Genomic DNA, 25,307 nt, shown 5'->3' on the forward strand with positions numbered 1-25,307 from the left:
GGCCCGGCGACCGGCCGCGGCGCCGGAGCGGGAGGCGGCGCTGCGGGAGGCGGTGGCGGCGCACCAGCGGCCGTGCCCTCCTTACCCGTGCGGGCCCGAGGCCGCCCGGCTCGGGGCGAGCGCCATGCTGGACGTGAGCGACGGCCTGCTCCAGGACCTCGGGCACGTCGCGGAGGCGAGCGGCGTGCGGATCGAGCTCGATTCCGGCGCCTTCGAGATCGGGGAGCCGGTGGCGGCCGCGGCCGAGGAGCTGGGGGCCGATCCGCTCGACTGGGTGCTCACGGGCGGCGAGGATCACGCGCTCGCGGCGACCTTCCCCGAGGAGGTCCGGCTGCCGCCGTCCTGGCACGTGGTGGGGCGGGTCCTGGCAGGTCGGGGCGTGCTGGTGCCGGGACGGGAGGCCGGGCCCGGCGGCTGGGACCACTTCCGCAGCTGACTTGTCCGGATTTGCGTAAAATTTTCCTGAATTGGGGTGTGACTCCCGGGAATACTGGGACAACGGCGTAGCAAAGGTGTTATGAAGATTGGCGGCCACTGCAACCGGGAGAAAGGGCAGCCATGGGCCGCCACGGCACAGGTGGATCCGAAGACGGGCGTGAACAGGGGAACGACGAGTCGAACGACTCGGTGAGCGCCTTCTGGGGGCCGGACGAGCACCTGCCGGAAGAGCCCGGTTGGCCTGCGCTTCCCGACCAGGTCGAGGTGACGGGTCAGTGGGCGCCGATGCCGCGCCGCGACGACCCCGTTGCGCAGCAGCCGCAGTCCGACCCGCTCGAGACCACCGGGGCCTTCGCCCCGCCGCCCCGCGCGGGCACCGGCCCGGACGCCGGTCAACCGTTCGGCGCGCCGCCCCGTGCGGACGCCGGTCAGCCGTTCGGCGCCCCGCCCCGCGGGCCCGCTCCGGACGCCGAGCAGCCGTTCGAGACCACGGGCGCCTTCGCGCGTCCCCCGCACTGGGACGCCCCCGAGGCGACCCAGCATCTGGACTCCGTCGGGCCCGCGTCCGACCCGTTCGCCCGTCCCGGAGCCTTCGGGCAGCATCCTGACCAGGGCGCCGGAGCGTTCGGCTCGCCTCCCGACGGCACGCAGGCGTTCGAGCAGCGCCCCGACGCGACCCAGGCGTTCGGGACGCGTCCGGGTGGCTCTGACCCCTTCGGGACGCGTCCGGGGGACTCCGACCCCTTCGGGACGCGTCCGGGAGGCGACTTCGAGGATCGGTGGCCCGGCAGGCCGCCCGAGCCGGGGGACGTCAAGGTCGCCGGCGAGCCGACCGTGATCGACGGGACCGCCCCCGCGTGGGCCGACAGCGACAGGTTCCTGGGCGGCGCCGAGTGGTCGGCCGACGACGAGGACGACAAGCCACGCCGCCGCGGCCGCCGCAAGGCGGCACGCGACCACGACGTGCTCGACGCGCCCTCCGGCGGCGGCGGGAAGGGCAAGGTGGCCCTGCTCTCCGTGGCCGCGGTCGCCGTCGTGCTCGGCGGGACCGTCGCGGGTGTCAAGCTGATGGGCTCGTCCAGCACGGCGGCCGAGAAGTGCTCCGGCGCCACCTGCGCCGCGGTGCAGGCGTCCAACCAGCCAGGGCCGCAGTCCTCGCAGTCCGACACTCCGACGGAGGAGGACTCCGAGACGCCCACCGAGGAGCCGACGGAGGAGGAGAGCACCCCCGCCAAGGAGAACACCCCGTCGCCCACGGCCACCGTCGCCGCCCGCACGCCGCGCCGCACCACGTCCCCGAGCCCCACCCCGACGAGGTCGAAGACGAAGACGTCGTCTCCGAAGCCGACGAGGGCGCCGGTCGAGCCCACTCCGGAGGACAGCATCTCGGCGACGCCGACCGACGAGCCCTCGGTCCTCCACGACGGCGGCGTCGTCCCGACCGACGGCACCACCGCGCCCGATTCGAGCGCCGCCCCCGGCGCCGGCTCGGTGAACATCGACTACCAGGCCAAGCAGCGGCTGGCCGGCTACACGGCCCACCTGGACGTGGTCAACAGCTCGCCGCGGACGCTGGGCGCGCTCACCGTCTCGCTGCCGGTCACCGGGAAGGTGCTCGACGTGTCGGGCGCCACGTGGACGCAGGACGGCGACCTGCTCATCATCGACCTGGCTGCGCCGCTCGCGTCCGGGGCCTCGGCGGAGGTCACGTTCACGGCCGTCGGCAAGGCCACGCAGCCGGAGAGCTGCGGGATGGTCGGCGGGGACTGCGCCGTCAAGTAGGCATCCGCCCGGTACGTGGTTGGATGGGGGACATGACGGCTTCGACCCCTCCGCGCGTGCTGACCGTGGCCGGATCCGACTCCGGAGGCGGAGCGGGCATCCAGGCCGACCTGAAGACCATGCTCGCCCACGGTGTCCACGGCATGAGCGTCATCGCCGCGGTCACTGCGCAGAACTCGCTGGGCGTCCAGGGCTACTGGGAGCTGCCTCCCGAGGCCGTGCGCGCCCAGCTCGACTCGGTGCTGGGCGACATCGGCGCGCAGGCGGTCAAGACGGGCATGCTGGCCTCGTCCGGCCTGGTCGAGGTGGTCGCCGAGGTGCTGGGAGCCTACGACGCGCCCGTGGTGGTCGATCCGGTGGGGGTGTCGAAGCACGGCGACGCGTTGCTCGCGCCCGACGCGGTCGAGACGATCCGGACGCTGCTGCTGCCCGTCGCCACCGTCGTCACGCCGAACCTGTGGGAGGTCGAGCAGCTCACCTCGGTCAAGGTCGAGGACGAGGACGGGCTGCGCCGCGCCGCCGACGCCGTGCTCGACCTGGGCCCGGCCTGGGCGCTGATCAAGGGGGGCCACCTGCCGGGCGAACCCGTGGACCTGCTCACCGACGGCACCAGCGAGTACCGCTTCACCGCCGCCCGCCTCGACAACCGGCACACCCACGGCACCGGCTGCACCCTGGCCTCCGCCATCGCCTCCCGGCTCGCGCTGGGCGACGACGTGCCGGAGGCGGTGGGCAGGGCCAAGGAGTACGTGACGGGCGCGATCGCCCGCGGCTTCCCCCTGGGCGACGGCATCGGCCCGGTGGACCACGCCTGGCAGTGGCGCTGACCGGACGGCGCCCCGCGTCCGTCCGGCGCGCGAGGCGGCCTGCGCCGGAGACGGCGGAAGCCCGCCGCTCGTGGTGAGCGACGGGCTTCCGGGAAACTCGGAACTAGCGGGTGACCTTGCCCGCCTTGATGCACGAGGTGCACACGTTCAGCTTCTTCGGCGTGCCGCCGACGACCGCGCGAACCGTCTGGATGTTGGGGTTCCAACGACGACGGGTGCGGCGGTGGGAGTGGGACACGTTGTTGCCGAAGGTCGGCCCCTTGCGGCAGACATCGCAGACGGAAGCCACGGTATCGCTCCTTAAAACAGTCGATGTAGCCCTGTCCGCGTGATGCTTTCCGGGCGGAGGGCATGCCGGGACAACCGGCCAGCCAGACGAGGATATCCGATCCGTACCCCTAGGCGCGAACCACGGGCACTGGACTGCGCCGAATGCGGCGATATCCTCCTCGATTAACGGTAGCGCACGCGGGGAGGTCGGAGCGCGCAGATGGAGGTTCTCGATCCGCCCGCGGTACGCCGCTGGGCCCGCCTGGCCGCCGACGCGCTGGGCGCCGCGAGAGCCGAGATCGACGCGCTGAACGTCTTCCCCGTCGCCGACGGCGACACCGGCACCAACCTCCACCTGACCATGCTGTCGGCCGCCGAGGCCGTCGAGGCGCTGCCCGACGGCGTCGACTCCGCGGTGACCTGGCAGACGCTCTCCTACGGCGCGCTGGTCGGGGCGCGCGGCAACTCCGGGGTCATCGTCAGCCAGGGGCTGCGCGGGCTGGCCGAGGTCCTGAAGGACGGCTCCGACCTGCGGGCGGCGCTGCTCAGGGCGGCGACCCTGGCCAGGGAGGCGGTGGCCAGGCCGGTCGAGGGCACGGTGCTGAGCGTGCTGGAGGCCGTGGCGCAGGCCGTCCAGGACGCGGAGGGCGGCCTCGCGGAGGTCGCGCGGCGCGCGGCGGGGGAGGCCCGCGCGGCGCTGCGCCGCACCCCTGAGCAGCTCGACGTGCTCGCCCGCAGCGGCGTGGTGGACGCGGGAGGCGCGGGCCTGGCGATCGTCCTGGAGGCGCTCGCGGAGGTGGTCACCGGCTCCTACCGCGGCCGCTACGAGGTGCCCGCGCCGACCTCGCGGATCTCGCCGATGGCCGAGGTGGGGGCGGGCTACGAGGTGATGTACCTGCTCGACGCCGACGACGCCGCCGTGGCGGGGCTGCGCGCGGAGCTCGACGCGATGGGCGACTCGCTGGTCGTGGTGGGCGGGGAGGGGCTGTGGAACGTCCACGTGCACGTGGACGAGGCGGGCCCGGCGATCGAGGCCGCGTTGCGGGCGGGACGTCCGCACCGGATCAAGGTCACCTACCTGGCGGAGCGTACGCACCGGGCGAGCGCGGGCAGGGGCGTGGTGGCCGTCGCCGCGGGCGACGGGATCGCGGCGCTGTTCGAGGACGGCGGCGCGGTGGTGGTCCGGCGGGCGCCCGGCGGCACGCCCACGCTTCCCGCGATGCTGGCGGCGATCAGACAGGCGGGCAGCGAGGTCGCGGTGCTGCCGAACGACGAACACGTCAGGTCCGTGGCCGCCGCGGCGGCGGAGATCGCCCGCGAGGACGGGGTCGTCGTCAGTGTGCTGCCGACCAAGGCCACCGTGCAGGGGCTGGCGGCGCTGGCCGTGCACGACCCGCTGCGCCGCTTCGACGACGACGTGGTGGCGATGACCGACGCGGCGGGCCACACCCGGCACGGCCATCTGACGGTGGCCGACAGGGAGGCGGTCACCAGCGCGGGCGTGTGCCGTCCGGGGGACGTCCTCGGGCTGATCGACGGCGACGTGGCCGTGATCGGCGGCACGCTCGACGCGGTGGCCACGACGGTGGTCGACAGGATGGTGGCGGGCGGCGGCGAGCTGGTCACCCTCGTCACCGGCAGGGACGCCCCCGCGCGCCTCGCGGCCCGCGTCGAGGAGCACCTGAACCGCGCCAGGCCCGAGCTTGACCTGGTCGTCTACGACGGGGAGCAGGGCGGCTACCCGCTGCTCATCGGCGTCGAATGAATGTCGGACGAATCCTGTCGGTCACAGACGGTAGAACATAGAGCCGTGAGCCGTTTCGACGAGCCCCTGACCAAGGCCCTCGACCCGAAGACCGCCAAGCTGCTGCACAGCGTGCTCGGCCTGGAGACGGTCGGCGACCTGCTGCGTCACTACCCGCGCCGCTACGCCGAGCGCGGCGAGCTGACCTCGCTCGACGCGCTGGAGGTCGACGAGCACGTCACGGTGGTCGGCGAGGTCACCAGGCTGATGCGCAAGCCGATGCGCAACCGGGGCGGCACCTGGCTGGAGGTCGAGGTCGTCGACGGCAACCGCAACAAGATCTACCTGTCGTTCTTCGGCAAGGGCTCGCACGTGGCCGAGTCGCGGCTCAAGCCGGGGCGGCGCGGCATGTTCGCGGGCAAGGTGGGGCTGTTCGGGTCGCGCACCAGCCCGCGCTGGCAGCTGGCGCATCCGGAGTTCGAGCTGTTCGAGGAGAGCGAGGCCAGCGCCGCGGAGCTCGCCGAGTTCGCGGCCGCGCCGGTGCCGATCTACCCGGCGGGCAAGGACCTCACGCCGTGGGCGATCAGGCGCGCGATCGGCGTGGTGCTCGACACGCTCGGCCCGCTCGACGACTCGCTGCCCGAGTCGCTGCGCGCACGGCTGAAGCTGGAGGGACTGGCCGAGGCGCTGGTGGCCGTCCACCGTCCGAAGGACTTCGGCGACGTGCAGCGGGCCCGCAAGCGGCTGAAGTTCGACGAGGCGTTCGTGCTGCAGGCGGTGCTGTTGCAGCGCAGGCAGGCGGCCACGGCCTGGCCGGCCAAGGCGCGGCCCCGGCGCGACGGCGGGCTGCTGGCCGACTTCGACGGCCGGCTGCCGTTCTCGCTCACCGAGGGCCAGGCGCTGGTGGGTGAGGAGATCGCGGCCGACCTCGCCCTGGAGCACCCGATGCACCGGCTCCTCCAGGGCGAGGTCGGCGCCGGCAAGACGGTGGTGGCGCTGCGCGCCATGCTCCAGGTGGTCGACGCGGGCGGCCAGGCGGCGCTGCTCGCGCCCACCGAGGTGCTCGCCCAGCAGCACCACCGCTCGATCACCGGCATGCTGGGCGATCTCGCGCAGGGCGGCATGTTCGGCGGCACCGCGGTCACGCTGCTGACCGGCTCGATGGGGGCCGCCGCCCGGCGTTCCGCGCTGCTCGACGCCGCCTCGGGCACGGCCGGCATCGTCGTCGGCACCCACGCCCTGCTGCAGGAGCACGTCCAGTTCGCCGACCTGGGGCTGGTCGTGGTCGACGAGCAGCACCGCTTCGGCGTGGAGCAGCGCGACGCGCTGCGCGAGAAGGCGGGCGGCAACCGCCCGCACGTGCTGGTCATGACCGCCACCCCGATTCCGCGCACGGTCGCCATGACCGTCTTCGGCGATCTGGAGGTCTCCACGCTGTCGCAGCTGCCCTCGGGGCGCGCGCCCATCACCACGCACGTCGTCCCGGCGGCGGAGAAGCCGCACTACCTGGAGCGCACCTGGGAGCGGGTGCGCGAGGAGGTGGCGCTGGGCAGGCAGGCGTACATCGTCTGCCCCCGCATCGGCGACACGGAGGGCGACGAGGGCGACCTGGAGGTCACCTCCGACGAGGAGCGCCGGCCGCCGCTGGCGGTCCTCGACGTGGCGGAGCTGCTGTCCGAGGGGCCCTTCCACGACCTGCGGCTCGGCGTCCTGCACGGCAAGCTCCCGCCGGAGGAGAAGGACGCGATCATGCGCTCCTTCTCGCGGGGCGAGCTCGACGTGCTCGTCGCCACCACGGTCATCGAGGTGGGCGTCGACGTCCCCAACTCCTCCGTCATGATCATCATGGACGCCGACCGGTTCGGCGTCTCCCAGCTCCACCAGCTCCGCGGCCGGGTGGGCAGGGGCGGCCTGCCGGGGTTGTGCCTGCTGGTGTCCGACTTCCCCGAGGGCACCCCGGCCCGCGCCCGTCTCGACGCGGTGGCGGCCACCCTCGACGGCTTCGAGCTGTCGCGGGTCGACCTGGAACAGCGCCGCGAGGGCGACGTCCTGGGCGCGGCCCAGTCGGGCAAGCGGACGTCGCTGAAGCTGCTGCAGCTGCTGAGAGACGAGGACGTGATCGAGACCGCTCGCGCGGAGGCGGCGGCGCTGCTGGCGTCCGATCCCGAGCTGGAGTCGCACGCGGGGCTGCGCGCGGAGATCGACAGGCTGCTGGCCGACGAGCGGGCCGGGTACCTGGAGAAGACCTGAACATGATTGTTGGGCCCAGCCGCGGGGACGGCCTCCCCCCGAATGCCGTCCCCGGCTGGGCCCACCCCTCGGGTCAGGTGCCGAGGGCACCGGCGTGCGGAAGGGCTCACGATCACGCCGGTCGGCCTCCATCTGGGTCACCTCGGAGGCCGCAGAACTCATCATGCGGGGCTGTCCGGGCAATGTGAATCACCCTTGCGTAGACGAGGCCGACACTTGTCCACTCTTGACCTGCACCGATATGCGGAACAATGGCTCGCATGACTCGGATCATCGCGGGGAGCGCGGGTGGGCGACGGCTGGCCGTCCCGCCGGGGCGCGGCACGAGACCGACCAGCGACAGGGCTCGAGAAGGAATCTTCTTGACCCTCGACTCGCTGCACGGCCTCGACGGGGCCCGGGTGCTGGATCTGTACGCCGGGTCGGGCGCGGTGGGGCTGGAGGCGCTGTCGCGGGGGGCGGCGCACGCGCTGCTGGTGGAGTCCGACCAGAAGGCCGTGCGAACCATCAGGGCGAACGTCGACGCCCTGGGGCTGCCGGGGGCGCAGGTGGTGGCCGACAAGGTGGAGCGGGTGCTCGGCAGGCCCCCGGAAGGCGAGCCGTACGACATCGTCTTCGCCGACCCGCCCTACGTCCTGCCGGACGGGGACGTCACGCGGGTGCTGGAGCTGTTGCGCGACAACGGCTGGCTGGCAGGGGAGGCCCTGGTGGCATTCGAACGAGAGACGCGGGGAAAGTCGCTGGTGTGGCCCGAAGGGTACTTTGAGGAGAGGGTCCGTAGATACGGCGAAGCATCCGTTTGGTACGGTCGCGCCGCCGGGAACCCGTAGACCTGGGGAGGCGTTTTGCGCCGCGTTGTCTGCCCGGGGTCATTCGACCCCATCACCAATGGCCATCTCGACATCATCGGCCGGTCCGCCCGGCTGTACGACGAGGTGACCGTCGCGGTACTGATCAACCTGGAGAAGAGCAGCCTGTTCACGGTCGACGAACGGATCGACATCCTGCAGACCGTGACCAAGGAGTACCCGAACGTCAAGGTCCAGAAGTTTCACGGCCTGCTGGTCGACTTCTGCAAGCAGAACGACATCCCCGCGATCGTCAAGGGGATCAGGGTGGTCAGCGACTTCGACTACGAGTTGCAGATGGCCCAGCTCAACTACCGGCTGTCGGGCGTCGAGACGCTGTTCATGCCGACGAACCCCGAGTACTCGTTCCTCTCGTCCAGCCGGGTCAAGGAGATCGCCCGGTATGGTGGGGACGTGTCCGGCCTGGTGCCAGATCTGGTGCACAAGCTGCTCATCGAGCGGCTCAGAGGCTAGTGGTCACCTGGTATCCTTTCATTTCGGCCTTGTACGACGGCGACAGTTCGCCATGCCTAGCGAGAGCAGGATGACTCAGCACCTCGACCCCCGCTCCCCTTGGGTGATCTCCACTCATGACCTGGGAAAGCGGCCGGGCACGATGCGTGAGCTAGCCCTCACTCTCCCGGCACCGGCGGATCTCGGCGTCGACATGATCGGTGTCCCCAAGGGCGCCGAAGTCGAGCTGGATCTCCGGCTCGAAGCAGTGATGGAAGGCGTGCTCGTCTCGGGTACGGCGCAGACCCCGCTCGCCGGGGAGTGCGCGCGGTGCCTCGACCCGATCACCTCGGAGATCGTGGTTGACCTGCAGGAGCTGTTCTTCTACTCCGACGAGGACGCCTCGGAGGAAGACTCGCTGCTCGACGGGGAACTGCTCGACCTCGAGCCGACGTTCCGCGACGCGGTGGTGCTCGCACTGCCGTTGAGCCCGGTCTGCCGAGAAGACTGCCAGGGGCTCTGCGTGGAGTGCGGGGTCAAGCTGGCTGAGGCCGGCGACGACCACCGGCACGAGAAGATCGACGCCCGGTGGGCGTCGTTGCAAGGTCTGGTTACCGAGAACGATAACGATCAGGAGAAGTGACGTGGCCGTCCCGAAGCGAAAGATGTCGCGGAGCAACACCCGCGCCCGTCGCTCCCAGTGGAAGACGACTGCTGTCGCCCTGGTGAGCTGCCCGCAGTGCCGTTCGCCCAAGCAGCCGCACATCGCGTGCCCCACCTGCGGCACCTACAACCGTCGTCAGGTCATCGAGCCGTCTGCCTGATCTCGCAGTTGACGTGATGCCGACCGGGTGCCATTGTGCCCCGGTCGGCGTTACCGTCTCAAATGCGTGCGGTGGCGGTTCGCCCGCGGTCGTGGTGGACGCCGGGGTTCTCCCGACGCCCACCACGTTTTCGGGCATTCTCCGCAGCCGTCGCGCCTTGTGAGGACGTCCAAGGAGGAAGCACGTGGGTGCGGGTCCCAAGCCGGTGGCCGTGGAGGTCGCCAGAGACGAACTGGAGCGAGTGCTGTCGGTCAGCCTCGACTCCGACATTCTCGAGCGGGCGCTGACGCACCGCTCGTACGCGTACGAGAACGGCGGCCTGCCCACCAACGAGCGCCTGGAGTTCCTCGGCGACTCGGTGCTGGGTCTCGTGGTCACCGACACCCTCTACCGCAACCACCCCGACCTGCCGGAAGGGCAGCTCGCCAAGCTGCGGGCCGCGGTGGTCAACATGCGCGCCCTGGCCGACGTGGCGCGCAACCTGGGCCTGGGCCGGTTCCTGCGGCTCGGCAGGGGCGAGGAGGGCACGGGCGGCCGTGACAAGTCGTCGATCCTGGCCGACACGCTGGAGGCGCTGATCGGCGCGGTCTACGTCGACAAGGGTCTCGACGAGGCGTTCAGGGTGGTCCATCTGCTGTTCGACCCGCTGATCGTCCGCTCGGCGTCGCTGGGCGCCGGGCTCGACTGGAAGACCTCGCTGCAGGAGCTCACCGCGTCCGAGGCGCTCGGCGTGCCCGAGTACCACGTCGAGGAGAGCGGCCCCGACCACGCCAAGTCGTTCACCGCGGTGGTGCGGGTCGGCGGCGAGTCGTACGGCACGGGCAACGGGCGCAGCAAGAAGGAGGCCGAGCAGCAGGCGGCCGAGGCGGCCTGGACCCGCATCAGGGCCCGCCGCGAGCAGCGCGAGAGCCAGCCGGCGGGCTAGTTGCCGGAGCTGCCAGAGGTCGAGGTCGTCAGGCGCGGCCTCGCGATGTGGGTCATCGGCCGCAGGATCGCCTCGGCCGAGGTGCTGCACCCTCGCGCGATCAGGCGGCACGTGCCGGGCGCCGACGAGTTCACCGCACGCCTGAAGGGCCGCCTGGTGAAGTCGGCGCAGCGGCGCGGCAAGTACCTGTGGCTGCCGCTGTCGGGCGCCGAGGAGGCGCTGCTCGCCCACCTGGGCATGAGCGGGCAGCTGCTCGTGGTCGATCCCGCCGCGCCGCTGGAGAAGCACCTGCGGGTCCGCCTGCGGTTCGAGGACGGCGGCCCCGACCTGCGCTTCGTCGACCAGCGGACGTTCGGCCACGTGATGCTCTCGCCCCTGGTCGAGGGCGTTCCCGAGCCGATCGCGCACATCGCCCCCGACCCGTTCGAGGCCGCCTTCGACGAGGACGAGTTCACCCGCAGGCTCAGGGCCAAGCACACCGAGATCAAGCGGGCCCTGCTCGACCAGTCGCTGATCAGCGGCGTCGGCAACATCTACGCCGACGAGGCGCTCTGGCTGGCCAGGCTGCACTGGGCGCGTCCCACGCAGGCCCTGACCCGTCCGAAGATCGCCGAGTTGGTCGAGGCCGTGCGCACGGTCATGGGGGCCGCGCTGCAGCAGGGCGGCACGTCCTTCGACAGCCTGTACGTGAACGTCAACGGCGAGAGCGGCTACTTCGACCGCTCGCTGGAGGTGTACGGCAGGCGCGACCAGCCCTGCTCCCGCTGCGGCACCCCGATCAGGCGGGAGGCGTTCATGAACCGTTCGTCGTACTCCTGCCCCAGATGCCAGCGCAGGCCGCGCTGACGCAGGCGAGCGCGGCGCCCGCCCACATCACCGCCGGGATGGAGATCCCGTCCACGATCCTGCCGCCGAGCAGCGCCCCGAGCGAGATGGCGGCGTTGAAGACGCTGGTGAACACGGCCATCGCCGCGTCGCCGCCGCCGGCCTTGATCACCCAGAGCTGGAGCGAGACCGACACGCCTCCGTACGCGACGCCCCAGAGGGCGAGCACGGGCAGAGGCTGGCCGATCAGAGGTAGGGCCGCCGTCGCGAGGGCGATCAGTGCGGCCAGTGTCACCAGCGTCCGTCTGGGGGCGCGGGCCGCCCGCGCTCCGGCGGCGAAGTTCCCGAGCACGCCCGCGACCCCGTACAGCAGCAGGGCGGCGGTGACGAGCCCGGCGCCCGCTCCCGAGACTTGCTCCAGGAACGGCCTGACGTAGGTGTAGGCGGCGAAGTGGCCGGTCACGAGCAGCGCGGTGACGGCCATCACGACCCTGACGGGCCCCAGGTCCCTCAGCCGGACGGCGGGCCCGGCGGGCAGCGGCGGGACGGTCAGCGCGATGGCCGCGAAGACCCCCAGAGCCAGCACCGCCACCGCCGCGAACGCCGCCCGCCAGCCCGCCAGCTGCGCCAGGAACGTTCCGGCAGGCACGCCGAGCACGGACGCCACGGAGATGCCCCCGGAGATCAGCGCGGTGGCCCGGCCCACCGACCGCTCCGGCGCCAGCCGCACGCCCAGCCCCGCCGCGAAGGCCCAGAACCCGCCGATGCTCACCCCGACCAGCAGCCTGGCCGCCAGCATCACCCAGTAGTCCGGCGCGAGCGCGGTCAGCAGGTTGGCCGCCGCCAGCAGCAGCATGAGCGCGCCCAGCAGGGTCCGCCGGTCGACCCCGCGGGCCGTGACCGCCAGCACGGGCGCGGCCACCGCGGCGACCAGGCCGGGAGCGGTCATCGTCAACCCGGCCGTCCCGTCGGACACCCCGAGGCCGGACCCGATGGAGGTCAGCAGCCCGACCGGCAGCATCTCGCTGGTGACGACGGAGAACGTGCCCACGGCGACGGCGGACACGGCGAACCAGTTCGCTCGTTCAACGGTGATCGTCATGCCGTCCAGCCTTCAGCCGGGCCGCCCGGCGGAACAATGACGAGGATCGAACCCTTGGTTTAGTGGGACTAAGGAGTGAGATGGAGTTCAGGGAACTGGAGTGCTTCGTCGTGCTCAGCGAGGAGCTGCACTTCGCCCGGGCCGCCGAGCGCCTCTACGTCTCGCCGGGACGGGTCAGCCAGCTCGTGCGCGCGCTGGAGACACGGATCGGGGCCCGGCTGTTCGAGCGCACGAGCAGGAGCGTGCGGCTGACGCCGCTCGGGGAGCGCTTCCTGGCGGATCTGCGTCCCGCCTACGACGGCCTGGCGGCGGCGATGGAGCGGGCCAGGGCCGGGGCGCGCCGCGTGGAGGGCGTCCTGCGGGTCGGCTTCCAGGGGTCTCCCTCGGACGTCGTGATGGCCACGGTGCGGGCGTTCGAGCGCCGGAACCCGAGGTGCGAGGTGGTGCTCGCGGAGGTGCTCCTCTCCGACCCGTTCAGCAGGCTGCGCGACGGCGAGGTGGACGTGACCTTCACCCTGCTCCCCGTCGAGGAGCCGGACGTGGTCACGGGCCCCGCGCTCAACAACGTCCCGGTGTGCCTGGGCCTGTCGAAGCGCCACCCCCTGGCGTCCAGGCGGACGGTCGGCGCGGAGGAACTGGCCGGCGTCCCCCTGATCGGCCTGGATTCCCGCGCGCCGCGCCCGCTGCGCGAGCTGATCGCCCCCACGGCGACCCCGGAGGGCCGGCCGGTTCCGTCGGCGGGCACGGTCGCCACGAGCCAGGAGGGCTTCACCCAGGTCGCACTGAACCGGGGCGGCATGCTGTTCTGCTCGCCCACGGCGGCCCAGCACGGGCGTCCCGACATCGTCTTCGTCCCTGTCACCGGCCTGCCGCCGTCGCGGCTCGGGCTGGCCTGGCTGCGCTCGGCGGAGACGGCCACGATCAGGGCGTTCAACGAGGCCGCCGCCACCGCGATCCGGTCGCGCGCGGGGGACCTGGTGGCGTGAGGCGCGGGAAAATGGCGCTCATTGCCGTCCATTACGGAGAGTAAAAATGGATAAAACACTCCAAAATGCCGAAAATGTCCGGCTGACCGCCTGGGTGCGGGGCATGGTTCAGGGAGTCGGCTTTCGGTGGTGGACTCGCGCCAGGGCCCTGGAGCTCGGATTGATGGGCTGGGCGCGGAACACGGACGACGGCCGGGTGGAGGTCGTGGCCGAAGGGCCGCGCGACGCCTGCGTCAAGCTGCTTGAGCTGCTCAGGGGTTGCGACACGCCAGGCAGGGTCGATGGAGTAGTGGAACGTTGGAGCGAACCTAGAGGTAGTTTGGGGGGGTTTGTAGAGAGGTAGCCCTTCCGTTAAACGGCCCAAATAGGGTATAGTTATATGGCGAGAGTGCCCGTCGGCAGGGCTCAGCGGTTCGTTCGACTTGACCGCCCACACTGCCGGTGCGACTCTTGTTAAGTACCACGCGCACCCCTCCCGCGGAACTGAAGTGCGCGAACCAGTCTGGTCACTCAGCGTGGAGGACCCTTTACCATGGCGAAGGCTCTACTCGGCCACGTCGGCGGTCCTGACCCTCGAATGGTCTCGGAGATGCGCCGTCTGCAGCAGCGAATCCGGGATCTGGAGGCAGAACTCATCCGACTTCAGGCTACGAATGACGCTCTTGCGGCGGCTACCCGCGACGAGGCGCTCAGCCGCATACAGGAGCGCGAGCCGGCACTCACCTGAGAGTGATCGGAGCGCAAGATCAGGGACGTCTCGGAGAGGCGTCCCTTGTTATTTGCGCTCGTCCGGGAAAGCTTTGGCCCTCTTTTGCGTAGGTGGCCGCGTACTCGACCGCAGCCGCCGACGCCAGGCAGCGAGGACCAGTAGGCTTTCCCGAAGTCCGCTCAGGAGAAGGGGGTCCCCGCGTGTATTTGAAGACCCTCACCCTGCGCGGTTTCAAGTCCTTCGCCTCCGCCACCGCCCTGCGTTTCGAGCCCGGCATCACCTGCGTGGTGGGCCCCAACGGCTCCGGCAAGTCCAACGTCGTCGACGCGCTGGCCTGGGTCATGGGCGAGCACAGCGCCAAGTCGCTGCGCGGCGGCAAGATGGAGGACGTCATCTTCGCCGGCACCTCGTCCAGGCCACCCCTGGGCAGGGCCGAGGTGACCCTGACCATCGACAACACCGACGGCGCGCTGCCGATCGACTACACCGAGGTCACGATCAGCCGCCTGATGTTCAGGTCCGGCCAGAGCGAGTACGCGATCAACGGCGACACCTGCCGGCTGCTCGACATCCAGGAGCTGCTGTCCGACTCGGGCATCGGCCGCGAGATGCACGTCATCGTCGGGCAGGGCCAGCTCGACGCGGTGCTGCACGCCGGCCCCGAAGACCGGCGGGCCTTCATCGAGGAGGCCGCGGGCGTACTCAAGCACCGCAAGCGCAAGGAGAAGGCGCTCCGCAAGCTCGACGCCATGCAGGCCAACCTCACCCGCGTCCAGGACCTCGCCACCGAGCTGCGCCGCCAGCTCAAGCCGCTCGGCCGCCAGGCGGAGATCGCCCGCAAGGCCGCCGTCATCCAGGCCGACCTGCGCGACGCGCGGCTGCGCCTGCTCGCCGACGACGTCTGCATCCTGCGCGAGACCCTGCAGCGCGAGGCGGCCGACGAGGCGGCGATCCTGGCCAGGCGCACCCAGGTCGAGGCCGAGCTGGCCGAGGGGCAGCAGCGCGAGGCCGCCCTGGAGGCAGCCGAGGCCGAGACCCAGCCCCGGCTGAGCGCCGCCCAGGAGACCTACTTCCGGCTGTCGTCGCTGCGCGAGCGCATCACCGGGCTGGAGCAGCTGGCCGCCGAGCGGCACCGGCACGCCCTCGACGCCGCCGCCATCGAGCGGCGCGGGCGCGACCCCGAAGACCTCGAACGCGAGGCCGCCGAGGTCCGCGAGCGGGAACTCGTCCTCAGGGCCGAGCTGGAGCACGCCCAGGAGCTGCTGGAGGAGGCCGTCGAGCGGCGTTCCGAGGCGGAGGGCGAGCTGGCCGCCGAGGAGCGGCGGCTGGCGATGGCGGCCAGGGCCGCCGCCGACCGGCGCGAGGGCCTGGCCAGGCTGCGCGGCCAGGTCGACTCGGTCCGCAGCCGCTCACGGGCCGCCGAGGAGGAGATCGGCCGGCTCAACCGCGCCGTCGCCGACGCCGGCGAGCGCGAGCAGCGCGCCAGGGACGACCTGGAGCTGCGGCAGCGCGAGGAGCCCGCCGCCGACCCGGCGCTCGCCGAGGAGCTGGCCACCGCGCAGTCCCTGGTGGAGACGGCCCGGTCGGCCGCCGACGAGGCCCGCGCCGCCGTCGAGGAGGCCAAGTCGGCGCTCGACGCGCCCCGGACCTCCCTCCAGGCGGCGAAGTCGGCCGTCGCCACGTCCCGCGCCGCCGACCAGGAGGCGCAGCGGTCCGTCGCCGCGCTGCGCGCCCGCTGCGAGGCCCTGGAACTGGGGCTGGCCAAGGACGACGGCGGCGCGGCCCTGCTGGAGACCGACCTCGCGGGTGTCCTTGGCCCCTTGGCGGCCTCCCTGCAGGTCACGGCGGGCGCCGAACCGGCGGTCGCCGCCGTGCTCGGCCCCGTGGCCGAGGCCATCGCCGTCACCTCGCTCGGCACCGCCATCGAGGCTCTGGAGCTGCTGCGGGTCAAGGAGGCGGGCCAGGCGACCCTCCTGATCGCCCGCGACCAGCCGGGCGACGGCACGCTTCCCGACGACCGCTCCGGCGCGTCCGCGGTGCTCGACGGCGGGGCTGGGCGCGGGCCCGCGCCGGAGGGCGGGCAGTGGGCGGTCGAGCTGGTGAGCGTGCCGGCGCCGCTCAGGGAGGCCGTCGACCACGTGCTGGGCGACGTCGTGGTCGTCGACGATCTCCAGGCGGCCCGCGACGTGGTGCGACGCCATCCCGGGCTGCGGGCCGTCACCAGGGGCGGCGACGTGGCCGGAGCCCATGTGGCCAGCGGCGGTTCCGAGGGCGGCACGTCGGTGCTCCAGGTGCGGGCCGCGCTCGACGACGCCGTGGCCGACCTGGAGGAGGCCGAGAGCAGGGCCGAGCAGACCGTCGTCGCCCTGGACGAGGCCGTCGCGGCCGAGCAGGCCGCCCAGGTCGCCCTGGAGGCCGCCCAGGCGCACGTGAACGAGGCGCAGAGCGCCGCGGGAACCGCGCAGGCCGGGGTGAGCGCCGCGCAGGGCGCGCTCGACCAGGTCAGGGCCCGCCAGCGGGAGGCCGACCAGCGCCACGCCGCGGCGGCCAAGCAGCTCGCCCAGCTCGAAGCGGCGGCCAAGGCCGCACAGGACGAAGCGGCGCGGCTCACCGGAAGCGTCAAGGCCGCCGAGGAGGCCCGCGCCGAGGGGCTGGAGGAACTGGCGGAGCTGGAGATCCGGCTGGCCGAGGCCGAGTACGGCCAGGAGCTGGAGGCCGAGCCCACCACCGAGGCGCGCGACGAGCTGGCCGACACCTGCCAGACGGCCAGGCAGCGCGAGATGGAGACCCGCCTCCAGGTCCGCACCGCCGAGGAGCGGGTCAGGGGCATCGAGGGCAGGGCCGACGGTCTCGTCAGGGCCGCCGAGCGGGAACGCCAGGATCGTGCCCAGGCCGCCGCCCAGCGGGCCAGGCGCAGGCAGCAGGCCGCCGTGGCGGAGGCGGTCGTCAAGGGCGCCAAGCAGGTGCTCGCCGCGCTGGCGACCTCCATCCAGCTCGCCTCCAGGGAGCGCGACGAGGCCGATCTGGCCCGGGTCGCCGTCGACGCCGAGCTCAAGCAGGTGCGCGTGCGCGTCCGAGAGCTCGGCCAGGAGCTCGACAAGCTGGTCAACCGCGTCCACGGCAGCGAGGTCGCCCGCACCGAGCAGCGCCTGCGCCTGGAGCAGCTCGAACAGCGGGCCCTCGACGAGTTCGGCGTCGAGACCGAGTCCCTGGTCTCCGAGTACGGCCCGCAGGCCCCGGTTCCCGGCGACCCGCCCGTCCCGTACGTGCGGGAGGAGCAGGAGAAGCGCGCCCGCACGGCCGAGAAGCAGATGAACCAGCTCGGCAAGGTCAACCCGCTCGCCCTGGAGGAGTTCGCCGCGCTGGAGGAGCGCCACGCCTTCCTCACCTCGCAGCTGGAGGACCTCAAGAAGACCAGACGCGACCTGATGACCGTGGTCAAGGAGGTCGACGACCGGGTGGAGCAGATGTTCTCCTCCGCCTACGAGGACGTCGCCCGCGAGTTCCAGCAGGTCTTCACCAGGGTCTTCCCCGGCGGCGAGGGCCGGCTGGTGCTGACCGACCCCGCCGACATGCTGACCACCGGCATCGAGGTCGAGGCCAGGCCGCCGGGCAAGAAGGTCAAGCGGCTGTCGCTGCTGTCGGGCGGCGAGCGCTCACTGACGGCGGTGGCGTTCCTGGTCTCCATCTTCAAGGCCAGGCCCTCGCCCTTCTACGTGATGGACGAGGTCGAGGCCGCGCTCGACGACACCAACACCCAGCGCCTGCTGACCCTGTTCGAGGAGCTGCGGCAGAGCTCACAGCTCATCGTGATCACCCACAACAAGCGCACGATGGAGATCGCCGACGCGCTCTACGGCGTCTCGATGCGCGGCGACGGCGTCACACAGGTGGTCAGTCAGCGGTTGCGTGAACGCGAGCCGGCCTGATCCGCGTGGCCTTGTGCTGGAGCATGGCGGGCGATCTGGAAAACTGACATCTTGTGGATGGTTATCTCGGCGTCATAGTGATCGTGGTCGTCGTCGCCCTGCTGGCGGTCGGCGGCCTCTTCCTGCTTTTCCGGCCGGGGGGCAAGGCAGCGCCGCCCGCCGAGCCTCCCGAGACGATCGCACCCCCCGAGGAGCAGCGGCCTCCTGCGGCGGAGGAGGCTGAGGGGGCGACCCTCCCGCCTCCGGTCAAGCCCGCCGAGCCCGTCGTCGTCCCGCCAGAGGTGGAGGTGCCGCCGCCGTCCGCGGGCCGGATGGTGCGGCTGCGCTCCAGGCTGGCGCGCTCGCAGAGCGCGTTCGGGCGCGGCCTGCTCGAACTGCTGTCCCGCGACCGGCTCGACGACGAGGTCTGGGACGAGATCGAGGAGCGGCTGATCACGGCCGACGTGGGTGTCGGGCCGACCCGCGCCATGGTCGAGGAGCTGCGCACCAAGGTCAAGGTGCTCGGCAGCCGCACCCCCGACGAGGTGCGCGGTCTGCTGCGCGAGCAGCTGCTCGCCCAGATCGACCCCGACCTCGACCGCACGCTGCACGTGCAGAAGCACGGTGAGCGGCCCGCCGTGGTGCTCGTCGTCGGCGTGAACGGCACCGGCAAGACCACCACCACGGGCAAGCTGGCCCGCGTGCTCGTCGGCGACGGCAAGAAGGTGGTGCTCGGCGCGGCCGACACCTTCCGCGCCGCCGCCACCGACCAGCTGCAGACCTGGGGCGACCGGGTCGGCGCCGACGTGGTGCGGGGGCCCGAGGGCGGCGACCCCGCCTCGGTGGCCTTCGACGCCACCGCGAAGGGCATCGAGGAGAAGGTCGACGCCGTCATCATCGACACGGCCGGCCGCCTGCACACCAAGACCGGCCTGATGGACGAGCTGGGCAAGGTCAAGCGGGTCATCGAGAAGAAGGCCACCGTCGACGAGGTGCTGCTGGTGCTCGACGCCACCACGGGCCAGAACGGCATGCGCCAGGCCCAGGTGTTCGCCGAGGTGGTCAACATCACCGGCATCGCGCTGACCAAGCTCGACGGCACGGCCAAGGGCGGCATCGTCATCTCGGTCCAGCGGGAGCTGGGGGTTCCGGTCAAGCTGGCCGGTCTCGGCGAGGGCCCCGACGATCTCGCGCCGTTCGACCCCGAGGTCTTCGTGGACGCAATTCTGGGCGACTAAACCCGCTGTTTTCGGATATGTCTTCTACATTTACGGCCCTTTCCGAAAAAAGACGGGAAATATCGCTTACCGGAACAAGCCTTGATCGCCGAGTTTGCGTGTGTTCACATGAACCGGTTGCCACCGAGATCGCCTGCGTGGGCATTCTCGCGATCTCGGCATGCTCACCGCGAAAGGGTCCCGATGAAAAAGGTCGTCGTTCACAAGCCTGGAACCGTGAAGCCTTCCGGCGCCGCCGCGCCGCGACACGGCCACTGACTCCGGCCGGGCCGGCGTCCCCTGACGGGGCGCCGGCCGTGACAGCACCGGAGACGGACCACGGAAGAGGCATCGGGTGGACACGATCGTTCTGGACGCCGACCGCAGGCTCCACGGCCCCTACACATTCGGCGCCGCGCTGCTGGACCGCCTCGTCCCCGAGGCGCTGGACCGGTGGCCCGACCTGGTCGCCGCGCACGACATCGAGATCCGCGCCGCCGCGCCGCACCTGGAGATCCCGGTGCGCAGGCGGTCGCTCGCCGACAGCCTGCCGAGGGCGCAGCGCATCCTGATCCCCGGGGCCCGCCGCACGCTCAGGATCGCCAACGGGCTGGCCGAGTTCGTCCGCGACCACCTGGGCAGGAGCCGGCCCCTGACCCTGACGGTCGACAACCTCGACGAGGCGGACCCGACCGACACCGAGCTCGCCGAGGTGCTGGGGCGGCGGCTCGACCCCGGCCTGCTGCGGATCGTCCGCGGCCGGTCGGCACCGGGAACCGGCCCGCTCCGCGCCGACTTCGACCGGTTCCGTGACGAGGGCTTCCACCACGCCATGGCCGAAGCGGGCCTGGAGGCGTTGCGCGGCATGGCGTACGAGGCCGACCCGGAGGGCTGGCGCCGGCTCGTCGAGCGGGTGGCGGGTGCGCTGGAGGCCATCGAACGCGAGGACGAGGCCCGCGCCCTCTACGACAGGGCCCGCCGCGAGAGCACCGACCCCAAGCACCGCGCCACGATCGCGTACGGCACGGCCATGCTGCTGGTACGCCACCACGACCCCGCCCAGCGCGACGCCGAGCAGGCCCTGGCCTGGATCAACGAGGCCGTCGCCCTCACCTCGCTGCTGCCCGATCCCCGCGATCGCGCCTTCCACCTCGGGTTCGACCTCAACGGCAAGGCCCTGGTGGAGGTCCGCAGGGGCCGCCGGGACGAGGCGCTCGCCCTGGTGCAGGAGGCCATCGACCTGGCCGAGCAGGACCTGCGCGGCGAGCACCCCGTCCACCGGCTCGTGCTGTACGCCAACAGGGCCCAGCTGATGTCCATGGCGGGCCGCACCCAGGAGGCGTTGGCCGACTACGCGATCGCCATCGGCGCCGACCCCGGCTACCCCGACTACTACCTCGACCGCGGCAACCTCCTCCACAAACTCGGCAGGTACGACAACGCGCTGGCCGACTTCGAGGCCGTGATCCGCCTCAGCCCGCCCTTCCCCGAGGCGTACTACAACCGGGCGGAGGTCAGGTTCGCCACCGGAGACCTCGACGGCGCCCGCGCCGACCTGGACCACACGCTGGAGCTCGACCCGGAGTTCGCCCCCGCGTACGTGAACAGGTCCGGCCTGCACGCGGCGGCGGGCGCGTACGACCTGGCCAGGCAGGACGTGGAACGCGGGCTGGCCCTCGACCCGCGCAGCCCTCACCTGATGTGCGTCCTCGGGCAGGTGGAGGCCGCCGAGGGCAGGCAGGCGGAAGCCGTGGCCGCCTTCGACGCGGCCCTCGACCTCGACCCCGACCTGGTGGCCGCCTGGGCGAGCCGCGGCGCGCTGGCCTACGACTCCGGCGACCACGTCGCCGCCCTGTCCGACCTGACGAGGGCGCTGAAGCTCGCGGAGACGGCGGAGCTGCTGTTCAACCGGGCCCTGGTGCACCGGGCCGCGGGACGTGCCGAGGAGGCCAGACAGGACCTGCTCAGGGCCGCCGAGCTGGCTCCTGACGACCCGGACATCGCGCGGGAGCTCGCCAGGGCCTGACCCCCCGTGGACGGCGGCTTCTGGCTCCTGCTGGCGGCCTTCCTGACCTCGTCGCTGGGCACCTGGATCTACCGGCTCGCCCTGCCGCTGCTGGTCTACGACCTGACGGGCTCGGCGCTCGGCACGGGCCTGGTCTACGTCATGGAGTACCTGCCGTACCTGGCGCTGGCGATGTTCGGCGGGGTGCTGGCCGACCGGTTCGACCGCGGGCGCGTCCTGCTGCTCGGGGACACGCTCTCCGGGGCGATCAGCGCCGTGCTCGCGGTCGTGGTCAGCGTGCGGGTGCGGCAGCTCTGGCCGATCTATCTGGTGGCGTTGCTGCTGGCCGCGGTCGATCCGCTCTACCAGCCGGCGTTCCGGGCGATGGTGCCCTCGCTGGTGCGGCCGGAGCGGCTGCCGCAGGCCAACGCGCGGATCCACATCGGTGAGCACGCGGTCAACATGGCGGGCCCGGTGGCCGGCGGCGCGCTCGTGGTGGCGTTCGGCTACCAGGTCGCGGTCTACGCGGACGCGGGGACGTTCCTGCTGTCCGCGCTGCTGATCGCGCTCATCGGAAGGTTCAGGAGGCAAGAAGGCGGGCCCAGCGGGAGGGTGCAGGACGAGTCAGGGGCCCGCCGCGCGTCCGTGGGGGCGGACATCGGCGAGGGGCTGCGGTTCCTCCTCCACGGCGGGCGAGCCGTCCTGACGACCGCGCTCATCTCGCTGGCCTGCAACTTCGGGGTCTGGCTGCTGCTCGCGGACCTCGTCTACTACCTGAGCTCCTACCACGGGTTCACGCCCGGCGAGATCGGCGCCGTCTACGCCTTCCAGGGGGCGGGCGCGGTGGCCGGGGCGCTGCTGGGCGGTCGGCTGGTACGCAGGTGCCCGCCGGCGCGCCTGATCAGCTGGTCGGCCGTCGCGGGCGGGGTGTCGATGCTGGCGATGATCCCGGCGCGCGGGCCGGTGCTGGTCGGGCTGGCCTGGATGGGGCAGTTCGCGGGCGCGGGGACGATGATCGTGGCCATCGCGACGGTCCGCCAGCGGCTGATCCCCGACCACCTCCTCGGACGGGTGCTCGGCACCGCCCGCATGATCGCTTTCTCGTCCATCCCGCTGGCCGCGCTGGCGGCGGGGCTGTTCGAGTCGGCCGTCAGGAACGCCTACGTGGTCATGGCGTTCGCCGGGCTGAGCTGGCTGGCCGTCGCGGGCGCGGTGACCAGGTCACCGCTCAGGGACGTGGAGGCGCTCAGGGACGGGAGCGAGGGCCGACGGGCACGACCAGCGGAGTCCCCGCCACCGGATCAGGGATGATCTTGGCGTCCAGGTCGAACACCTCGGCCAGCAGGTCCTCGGTCAGCACGTCGTGCGGCGTGCCCGCCGCGACCACCCGGCCCTCCCGCATGGCCACCAGCCGGTCGGCGTAGCGGGCGGCCAGGTTGAGGTCGTGCAGCACCATGACGATGGTCCGGCCCGCGGCCTGGTGCAGGTGCCGCACCAGCTCCAGCACCTCCACCTGGTGCGCCAGGTCCAGGAACGTGGTGGGCTCGTCGAGCAGCAGCAGGTCGGTGCCCTGGGCCAGGGCCATGGAGATCCAGGCGCGCTGCCGCTGCCCGCCCGACAGCTCGTCGAGCGGGCGTTCCGCCAGGTCGGCCAGGCCGGTCATGTCCAGCGCCGCGGCGACCGCGCTCTCGTCGTCCGACGACCACTGCCGGTACCAGGTCTGGTGCGGGTGCCTGCCCCTGGCGACCAGGTCGGCCACGGTCAGCCCCTCCGGCGCGGTGGGCGCCTGCGGCAGCACGCCCAGCACCTTGGCCACCTCGCGGGTCGGGGTCCGGTCGATGCGCTTGCCGTCGAGCAGCACCTCCCCGCCGCGCGGCTTCAGCAGGCGGCCGAGGGCGCGCAGCAGGGTGGACTTGCCGCAGCCGTTCGGGCCGATGATCGTGGTGACCGTGCCCGTCTCGATGCCGAGGTCGAGCCCGTCGATGATGGTGCGCTCGCCGTACCCGAGCCGGACGTCCACGGCTTGCAGCCTCATTTGCGGGCCTTCCAGATGAGGTGGATCAGGTAGGGCGCGCCGAGCACCGCGGTCACCACTCCCACGGGCAGTTCGAGCGGCGAGAACGCGACGCGGGCGATCAGGTCGGCCCCGGCGGTGAGCACGGCCCCGACGATCGCCGACGACAGCAGCGGCGGCTGGGCGCAGCGGGTCAGCCGGAGCGCGATCTGCGGCGAGGCCAGCGCGACGAACGCGATCGGCCCGGCCGAGGCGGTCGCCACGGCGGCCAGCAGCACGGCCGCGAGGATCATCAGCGCGCGCGACAGGTTCATCCGCACCCCCAGCGCGGTGACCGTGTCGTCGCCGAAGCGCAGCGCGTCGAGCGAGCGGGTGCCGAGCAGCGTGAGCGGGACCAGCACGGCCAGCGCCAGCGCCGCCGGGACGACGTGCTCCCAGCCCCTGCCGTTGAGCGAGCCGCTGATCCAGACCATGGCCCTGCTGGTGTCGTTCACGTCGCCGACGGTCAGCAGCCAGTACTTGACGTTCGTGAACACGGCCGCCACGCCGATGCCGACCAGCACCAGCCGGTAGCCGTCGAGCCCGCGCCGCCAGGCCAGCGCGTACACGATCGTCGCGCCGAGCAGGCCGCCGAGCAGGGCGAGGGCGGGGATGCCGATCGTCGAGAGCAGCCCGCTGACTCCGCCGTACGCGCTGCCGCTGACCACCACGCCCGCCACGACCGTGACGGAGGCGCCAGTGGTGACGCCGAGGATCTCCGGGCTGGCTAGCGGGTTGCGGGCGATGGACTGGATGATCGCGCCGGACAGCGCGAGCGCCGCGCCCACCAGAGCGCCGGTGAGCGCCCTGGGCAGACGCAGCTCCATGATGACGAAGTGGTTCTGGCTGGAGACGTCGAAGGTGCCGGTCACGACCTCGGCGACGCTCATCGGGATGTCGCCGATGCGCATGTTCAGCGCCATGAGCAGGGCGAGCAGCACCAGGCCCGTCACGGTGACGGCGAGGCCGCGCAGGCGTACGCGCCAGGACAGGCCCGCCACCCGCAGCGGGACGGTCGCGCTCACAGCCGCACCGGCTTCCTGCGGCGGACCAGCGCGACGAAGAAGGGCGCGCCGAGCAGCGCGAGCACCACGCCGACCTCCAGTTCCCCCGGAGGGGCGACGACCCTGCCGATCACGTCCGCGAGCAGCAGCAGCGCGGCGCCGACCAGCCCCGAGTACGGCAGCAGCCAGCGGTGGTCGGTGCCGGACAGGGGGCGCGTCAGGTGGGGGACGATCAGGCCGACGAACGCCAGCGCGCCGCAGGCGGCCACCGACGCGCCCGACAGCAGGGTCACCGCGGCGACGCCGACGCCCCGGGTGAGCGCGATGTTCTGACCGAGGCCGCGGGCGACGTCCTCGCCGAGGGAGAGCGCGTTGAGGCCGGGCGCGTTGACCAGGGCGAGCACCAGCCCGATCAGGATGAACGGCAGCACCTGCCAGACCACGTCGGGGCCGCGGGCGGCGATCGAGCCGGCCTGCCAGAACCTGAAGACGTCCATGGCCTGCTCGTCCAGCAGGACGATGGCCGAGGTGAGCGCGTACAGGAAGGCGCTGACGGCGGTGCCGGCCAGGGCGAGCGTGACGGGGGTCGGGCCGCCCCTGCCGCCGACCATGCCGAGGGCGAACACGCCGACGCTGGCGACCAGCGCTCCCGCCAGGCCGAACCAGATGTAGCCGAGCAGGCTGGACGCGCCGAGCAGGATGATCGAGGCCACCATCGCGAACGCGGCCCCCTGGGTGACGCCGAGGAGGCCGGGGTCGGCGAGCGGGTTGCGGGTGTGGCCCTGCATGAGCGCTCCGGCGACGCCCAGCGCCAGCCCGGCCAGCACGCCGAGGGCGGTGCGGGGGATGCGCAGGGAGCGGATGACGATGTCGTTCTCGGTGCCGGTCGGGTCGGTGAGCGCGTGCCAGGCGTCGGCGGGCGGCACCGGCTTGGAGCCGATCGTGACGCTCAGCACCACGGCCACGAGCACGGCCGCGAGCAGGCCGCAGAGGACGAGGACCCGCCGGTGGTGGATGCCGCGCAGGGGCGCCACGGCGGTTGCGCTCACCGTCTCCTCCTCAGCGTTTGCCCGAACGTCATGAAGTATGCCAGGTTAGGCAGGGCTAACCTAAATTAGGGTTGCCTAACTAAGATCT

Annotated in this window: 22 protein-coding genes and 1 pseudogene; 18 read left to right on the plus strand and 5 right to left on the minus strand. The window is 72.3% G+C overall.

Annotated elements, in window-relative coordinates:
- The 3 genes and pseudogenes from ABT294_RS24020 to thiD all read left to right on the plus strand — a co-directional run.
- Positions 1–436: pseudogene (locus ABT294_RS24020) on the plus strand (thiamine-phosphate kinase); the annotation flags it as partial.
- A gap of 122 nt (positions 437–558) precedes the next feature.
- Positions 559–2,220, plus strand: a complete 1,662-nt coding sequence (locus ABT294_RS24025) for a hypothetical protein (protein ID WP_350808484.1) — start codon at positions 559–561, stop codon at positions 2,218–2,220.
- A 23-nt stretch (positions 2,221–2,243) separates the two neighbouring features.
- Positions 2,244–3,047 carry a bifunctional hydroxymethylpyrimidine kinase/phosphomethylpyrimidine kinase gene (thiD, locus tag ABT294_RS24030; protein ID WP_350808485.1) on the plus strand — a complete coding sequence of 268 codons (804 nt, stop codon included), beginning with the start codon at positions 2,244–2,246 and terminating at the stop codon, positions 3,045–3,047.
- A 103-nt stretch (positions 3,048–3,150) separates the two neighbouring features.
- Here the strand turns inward: thiD and rpmB are convergent, their stop codons facing one another.
- Positions 3,151–3,336: a 50S ribosomal protein L28 gene (gene rpmB, locus ABT294_RS24035; RefSeq protein WP_043618345.1), complete on the minus strand. Its 186-nt coding sequence runs from the start codon at positions 3,334–3,336 to the stop codon at positions 3,151–3,153.
- A gap of 201 nt (positions 3,337–3,537) precedes the next feature.
- On the opposite strand from rpmB, the gene ABT294_RS24040 reads away from it, so the two are divergent.
- From ABT294_RS24040 to mutM, 8 genes are all read left to right on the plus strand, one after another.
- The gene (locus ABT294_RS24040; protein ID WP_350808486.1) at positions 3,538–5,082 is read left to right on the plus strand and encodes a DAK2 domain-containing protein; all 1,545 of its coding nucleotides are present in this window, start codon (positions 3,538–3,540) and stop codon (positions 5,080–5,082) included.
- 45 nt (positions 5,083–5,127) lie between these two features.
- Positions 5,128–7,311 (plus strand): ATP-dependent DNA helicase RecG, encoded by a 2,184-nt coding sequence (recG, locus tag ABT294_RS24045; protein ID WP_350808487.1) that lies wholly within the window; start codon positions 5,128–5,130, stop codon positions 7,309–7,311.
- 260 nt (positions 7,312–7,571) lie between these two features.
- Entirely contained in the window at positions 7,572–8,141 is a 570-nt protein-coding gene (rsmD, locus tag ABT294_RS24050; RefSeq protein WP_350808488.1) for a 16S rRNA (guanine(966)-N(2))-methyltransferase RsmD, read from the plus strand.
- A gap of 15 nt (positions 8,142–8,156) precedes the next feature.
- The gene (coaD, locus tag ABT294_RS24055; RefSeq protein WP_350808489.1) at positions 8,157–8,633 is read left to right on the plus strand and encodes a pantetheine-phosphate adenylyltransferase; all 477 of its coding nucleotides are present in this window, start codon (positions 8,157–8,159) and stop codon (positions 8,631–8,633) included.
- A gap of 70 nt (positions 8,634–8,703) precedes the next feature.
- A complete protein-coding gene (locus tag ABT294_RS24060) occupies positions 8,704–9,255 on the plus strand; it encodes a YceD family protein (RefSeq protein ID WP_350808490.1) in 552 nt (183 codons plus the stop codon).
- 1 nt (position 9,256) lies between these two features.
- Positions 9,257–9,436 carry a 50S ribosomal protein L32 gene (gene rpmF / locus ABT294_RS24065; protein ID WP_033409409.1) on the plus strand — a complete coding sequence of 60 codons (180 nt, stop codon included), beginning with the start codon at positions 9,257–9,259 and terminating at the stop codon, positions 9,434–9,436.
- Between the two features lie 205 nt (positions 9,437–9,641).
- Positions 9,642–10,361 carry a ribonuclease III gene (gene rnc, locus ABT294_RS24070; RefSeq protein WP_350808725.1) on the plus strand — a complete coding sequence of 240 codons (720 nt, stop codon included), beginning with the start codon at positions 9,642–9,644 and terminating at the stop codon, positions 10,359–10,361.
- Positions 10,362–11,207, plus strand: a complete 846-nt coding sequence (gene mutM / locus ABT294_RS24075) for a bifunctional DNA-formamidopyrimidine glycosylase/DNA-(apurinic or apyrimidinic site) lyase (protein ID WP_350808491.1) — start codon at positions 10,362–10,364, stop codon at positions 11,205–11,207. It abuts the gene before it with no gap.
- Here the strand turns inward: mutM and ABT294_RS24080 are convergent.
- Entirely contained in the window at positions 11,155–12,288 is a 1,134-nt protein-coding gene (locus ABT294_RS24080) for an MFS transporter (protein WP_350808492.1), read from the minus strand. The two genes, mutM and ABT294_RS24080, sit on opposite strands and share 53 nt — an antisense overlap.
- Positions 12,289–12,368: 80 nt before the next feature.
- On the opposite strand from ABT294_RS24080, the gene ABT294_RS24085 reads away from it, so the two are divergent.
- The 7 genes from ABT294_RS24085 to ABT294_RS24115 all read left to right on the plus strand — a co-directional run bounded on the left by ABT294_RS24085 (position 12,369) and on the right by ABT294_RS24115 (position 22,424).
- Complete coding sequence (locus ABT294_RS24085; RefSeq protein ID WP_350808493.1) at positions 12,369–13,274, plus strand: LysR family transcriptional regulator; 906 nt, start codon at positions 12,369–12,371, stop codon at positions 13,272–13,274.
- 46 nt (positions 13,275–13,320) lie between these two features.
- Complete coding sequence (locus ABT294_RS24090; protein WP_350808494.1) at positions 13,321–13,617, plus strand: acylphosphatase; 297 nt, start codon at positions 13,321–13,323, stop codon at positions 13,615–13,617.
- Positions 13,618–13,806: 189 nt separating this feature from the next.
- The gene (locus tag ABT294_RS24095) at positions 13,807–14,001 is read left to right on the plus strand and encodes a hypothetical protein (protein ID WP_350808495.1); all 195 of its coding nucleotides are present in this window, start codon (positions 13,807–13,809) and stop codon (positions 13,999–14,001) included.
- A gap of 182 nt (positions 14,002–14,183) precedes the next feature.
- Positions 14,184–17,912 (plus strand): chromosome segregation protein SMC, encoded by a 3,729-nt coding sequence (gene smc, locus ABT294_RS24100; RefSeq protein WP_350808496.1) that lies wholly within the window; start codon positions 14,184–14,186, stop codon positions 17,910–17,912.
- 53 nt (positions 17,913–17,965) lie between these two features.
- The gene (gene ftsY, locus ABT294_RS24105) at positions 17,966–19,129 is read left to right on the plus strand and encodes a signal recognition particle-docking protein FtsY (protein ID WP_350808497.1); all 1,164 of its coding nucleotides are present in this window, start codon (positions 17,966–17,968) and stop codon (positions 19,127–19,129) included.
- 334 nt (positions 19,130–19,463) lie between these two features.
- Positions 19,464–21,134: a tetratricopeptide repeat protein gene (locus tag ABT294_RS24110; protein WP_350808498.1), complete on the plus strand. Its 1,671-nt coding sequence runs from the start codon at positions 19,464–19,466 to the stop codon at positions 21,132–21,134.
- A gap of 6 nt (positions 21,135–21,140) precedes the next feature.
- Positions 21,141–22,424, plus strand: a complete 1,284-nt coding sequence (locus tag ABT294_RS24115; RefSeq protein WP_350808499.1) for an MFS transporter — start codon at positions 21,141–21,143, stop codon at positions 22,422–22,424.
- On the opposite strand, the gene ABT294_RS24120 is transcribed toward ABT294_RS24115, so the two are convergent.
- Genes ABT294_RS24120 through ABT294_RS24130 form a run of 3 tightly spaced genes read right to left on the minus strand, consistent with a single transcriptional unit; the run spans position 22,360 to position 25,219 of the window.
- Positions 22,360–23,148, minus strand: coding sequence for an ABC transporter ATP-binding protein (locus ABT294_RS24120; protein ID WP_350808500.1), 789 nt, complete (start codon positions 23,146–23,148; stop codon positions 22,360–22,362). The genes ABT294_RS24115 and ABT294_RS24120 overlap by 65 nt on opposite strands.
- Complete coding sequence (locus tag ABT294_RS24125; RefSeq protein WP_350808501.1) at positions 23,145–24,191, minus strand: FecCD family ABC transporter permease; 1,047 nt, start codon at positions 24,189–24,191, stop codon at positions 23,145–23,147. Before ABT294_RS24125 ends, ABT294_RS24120 begins: the two co-directional genes overlap by 4 nt.
- Complete coding sequence (locus ABT294_RS24130) at positions 24,188–25,219, minus strand: FecCD family ABC transporter permease (protein WP_350808502.1); 1,032 nt, start codon at positions 25,217–25,219, stop codon at positions 24,188–24,190. The genes ABT294_RS24125 and ABT294_RS24130 overlap by 4 nt, the downstream gene beginning before the upstream one ends.
- Between the last annotated feature and the right edge of the window lie 88 nt (positions 25,220–25,307).

This window comes from Nonomuraea sp. NPDC000554 (genome assembly GCF_040300065.1).
Classification (GTDB): domain Bacteria; phylum Actinomycetota; class Actinomycetes; order Streptosporangiales; family Streptosporangiaceae; genus Nonomuraea.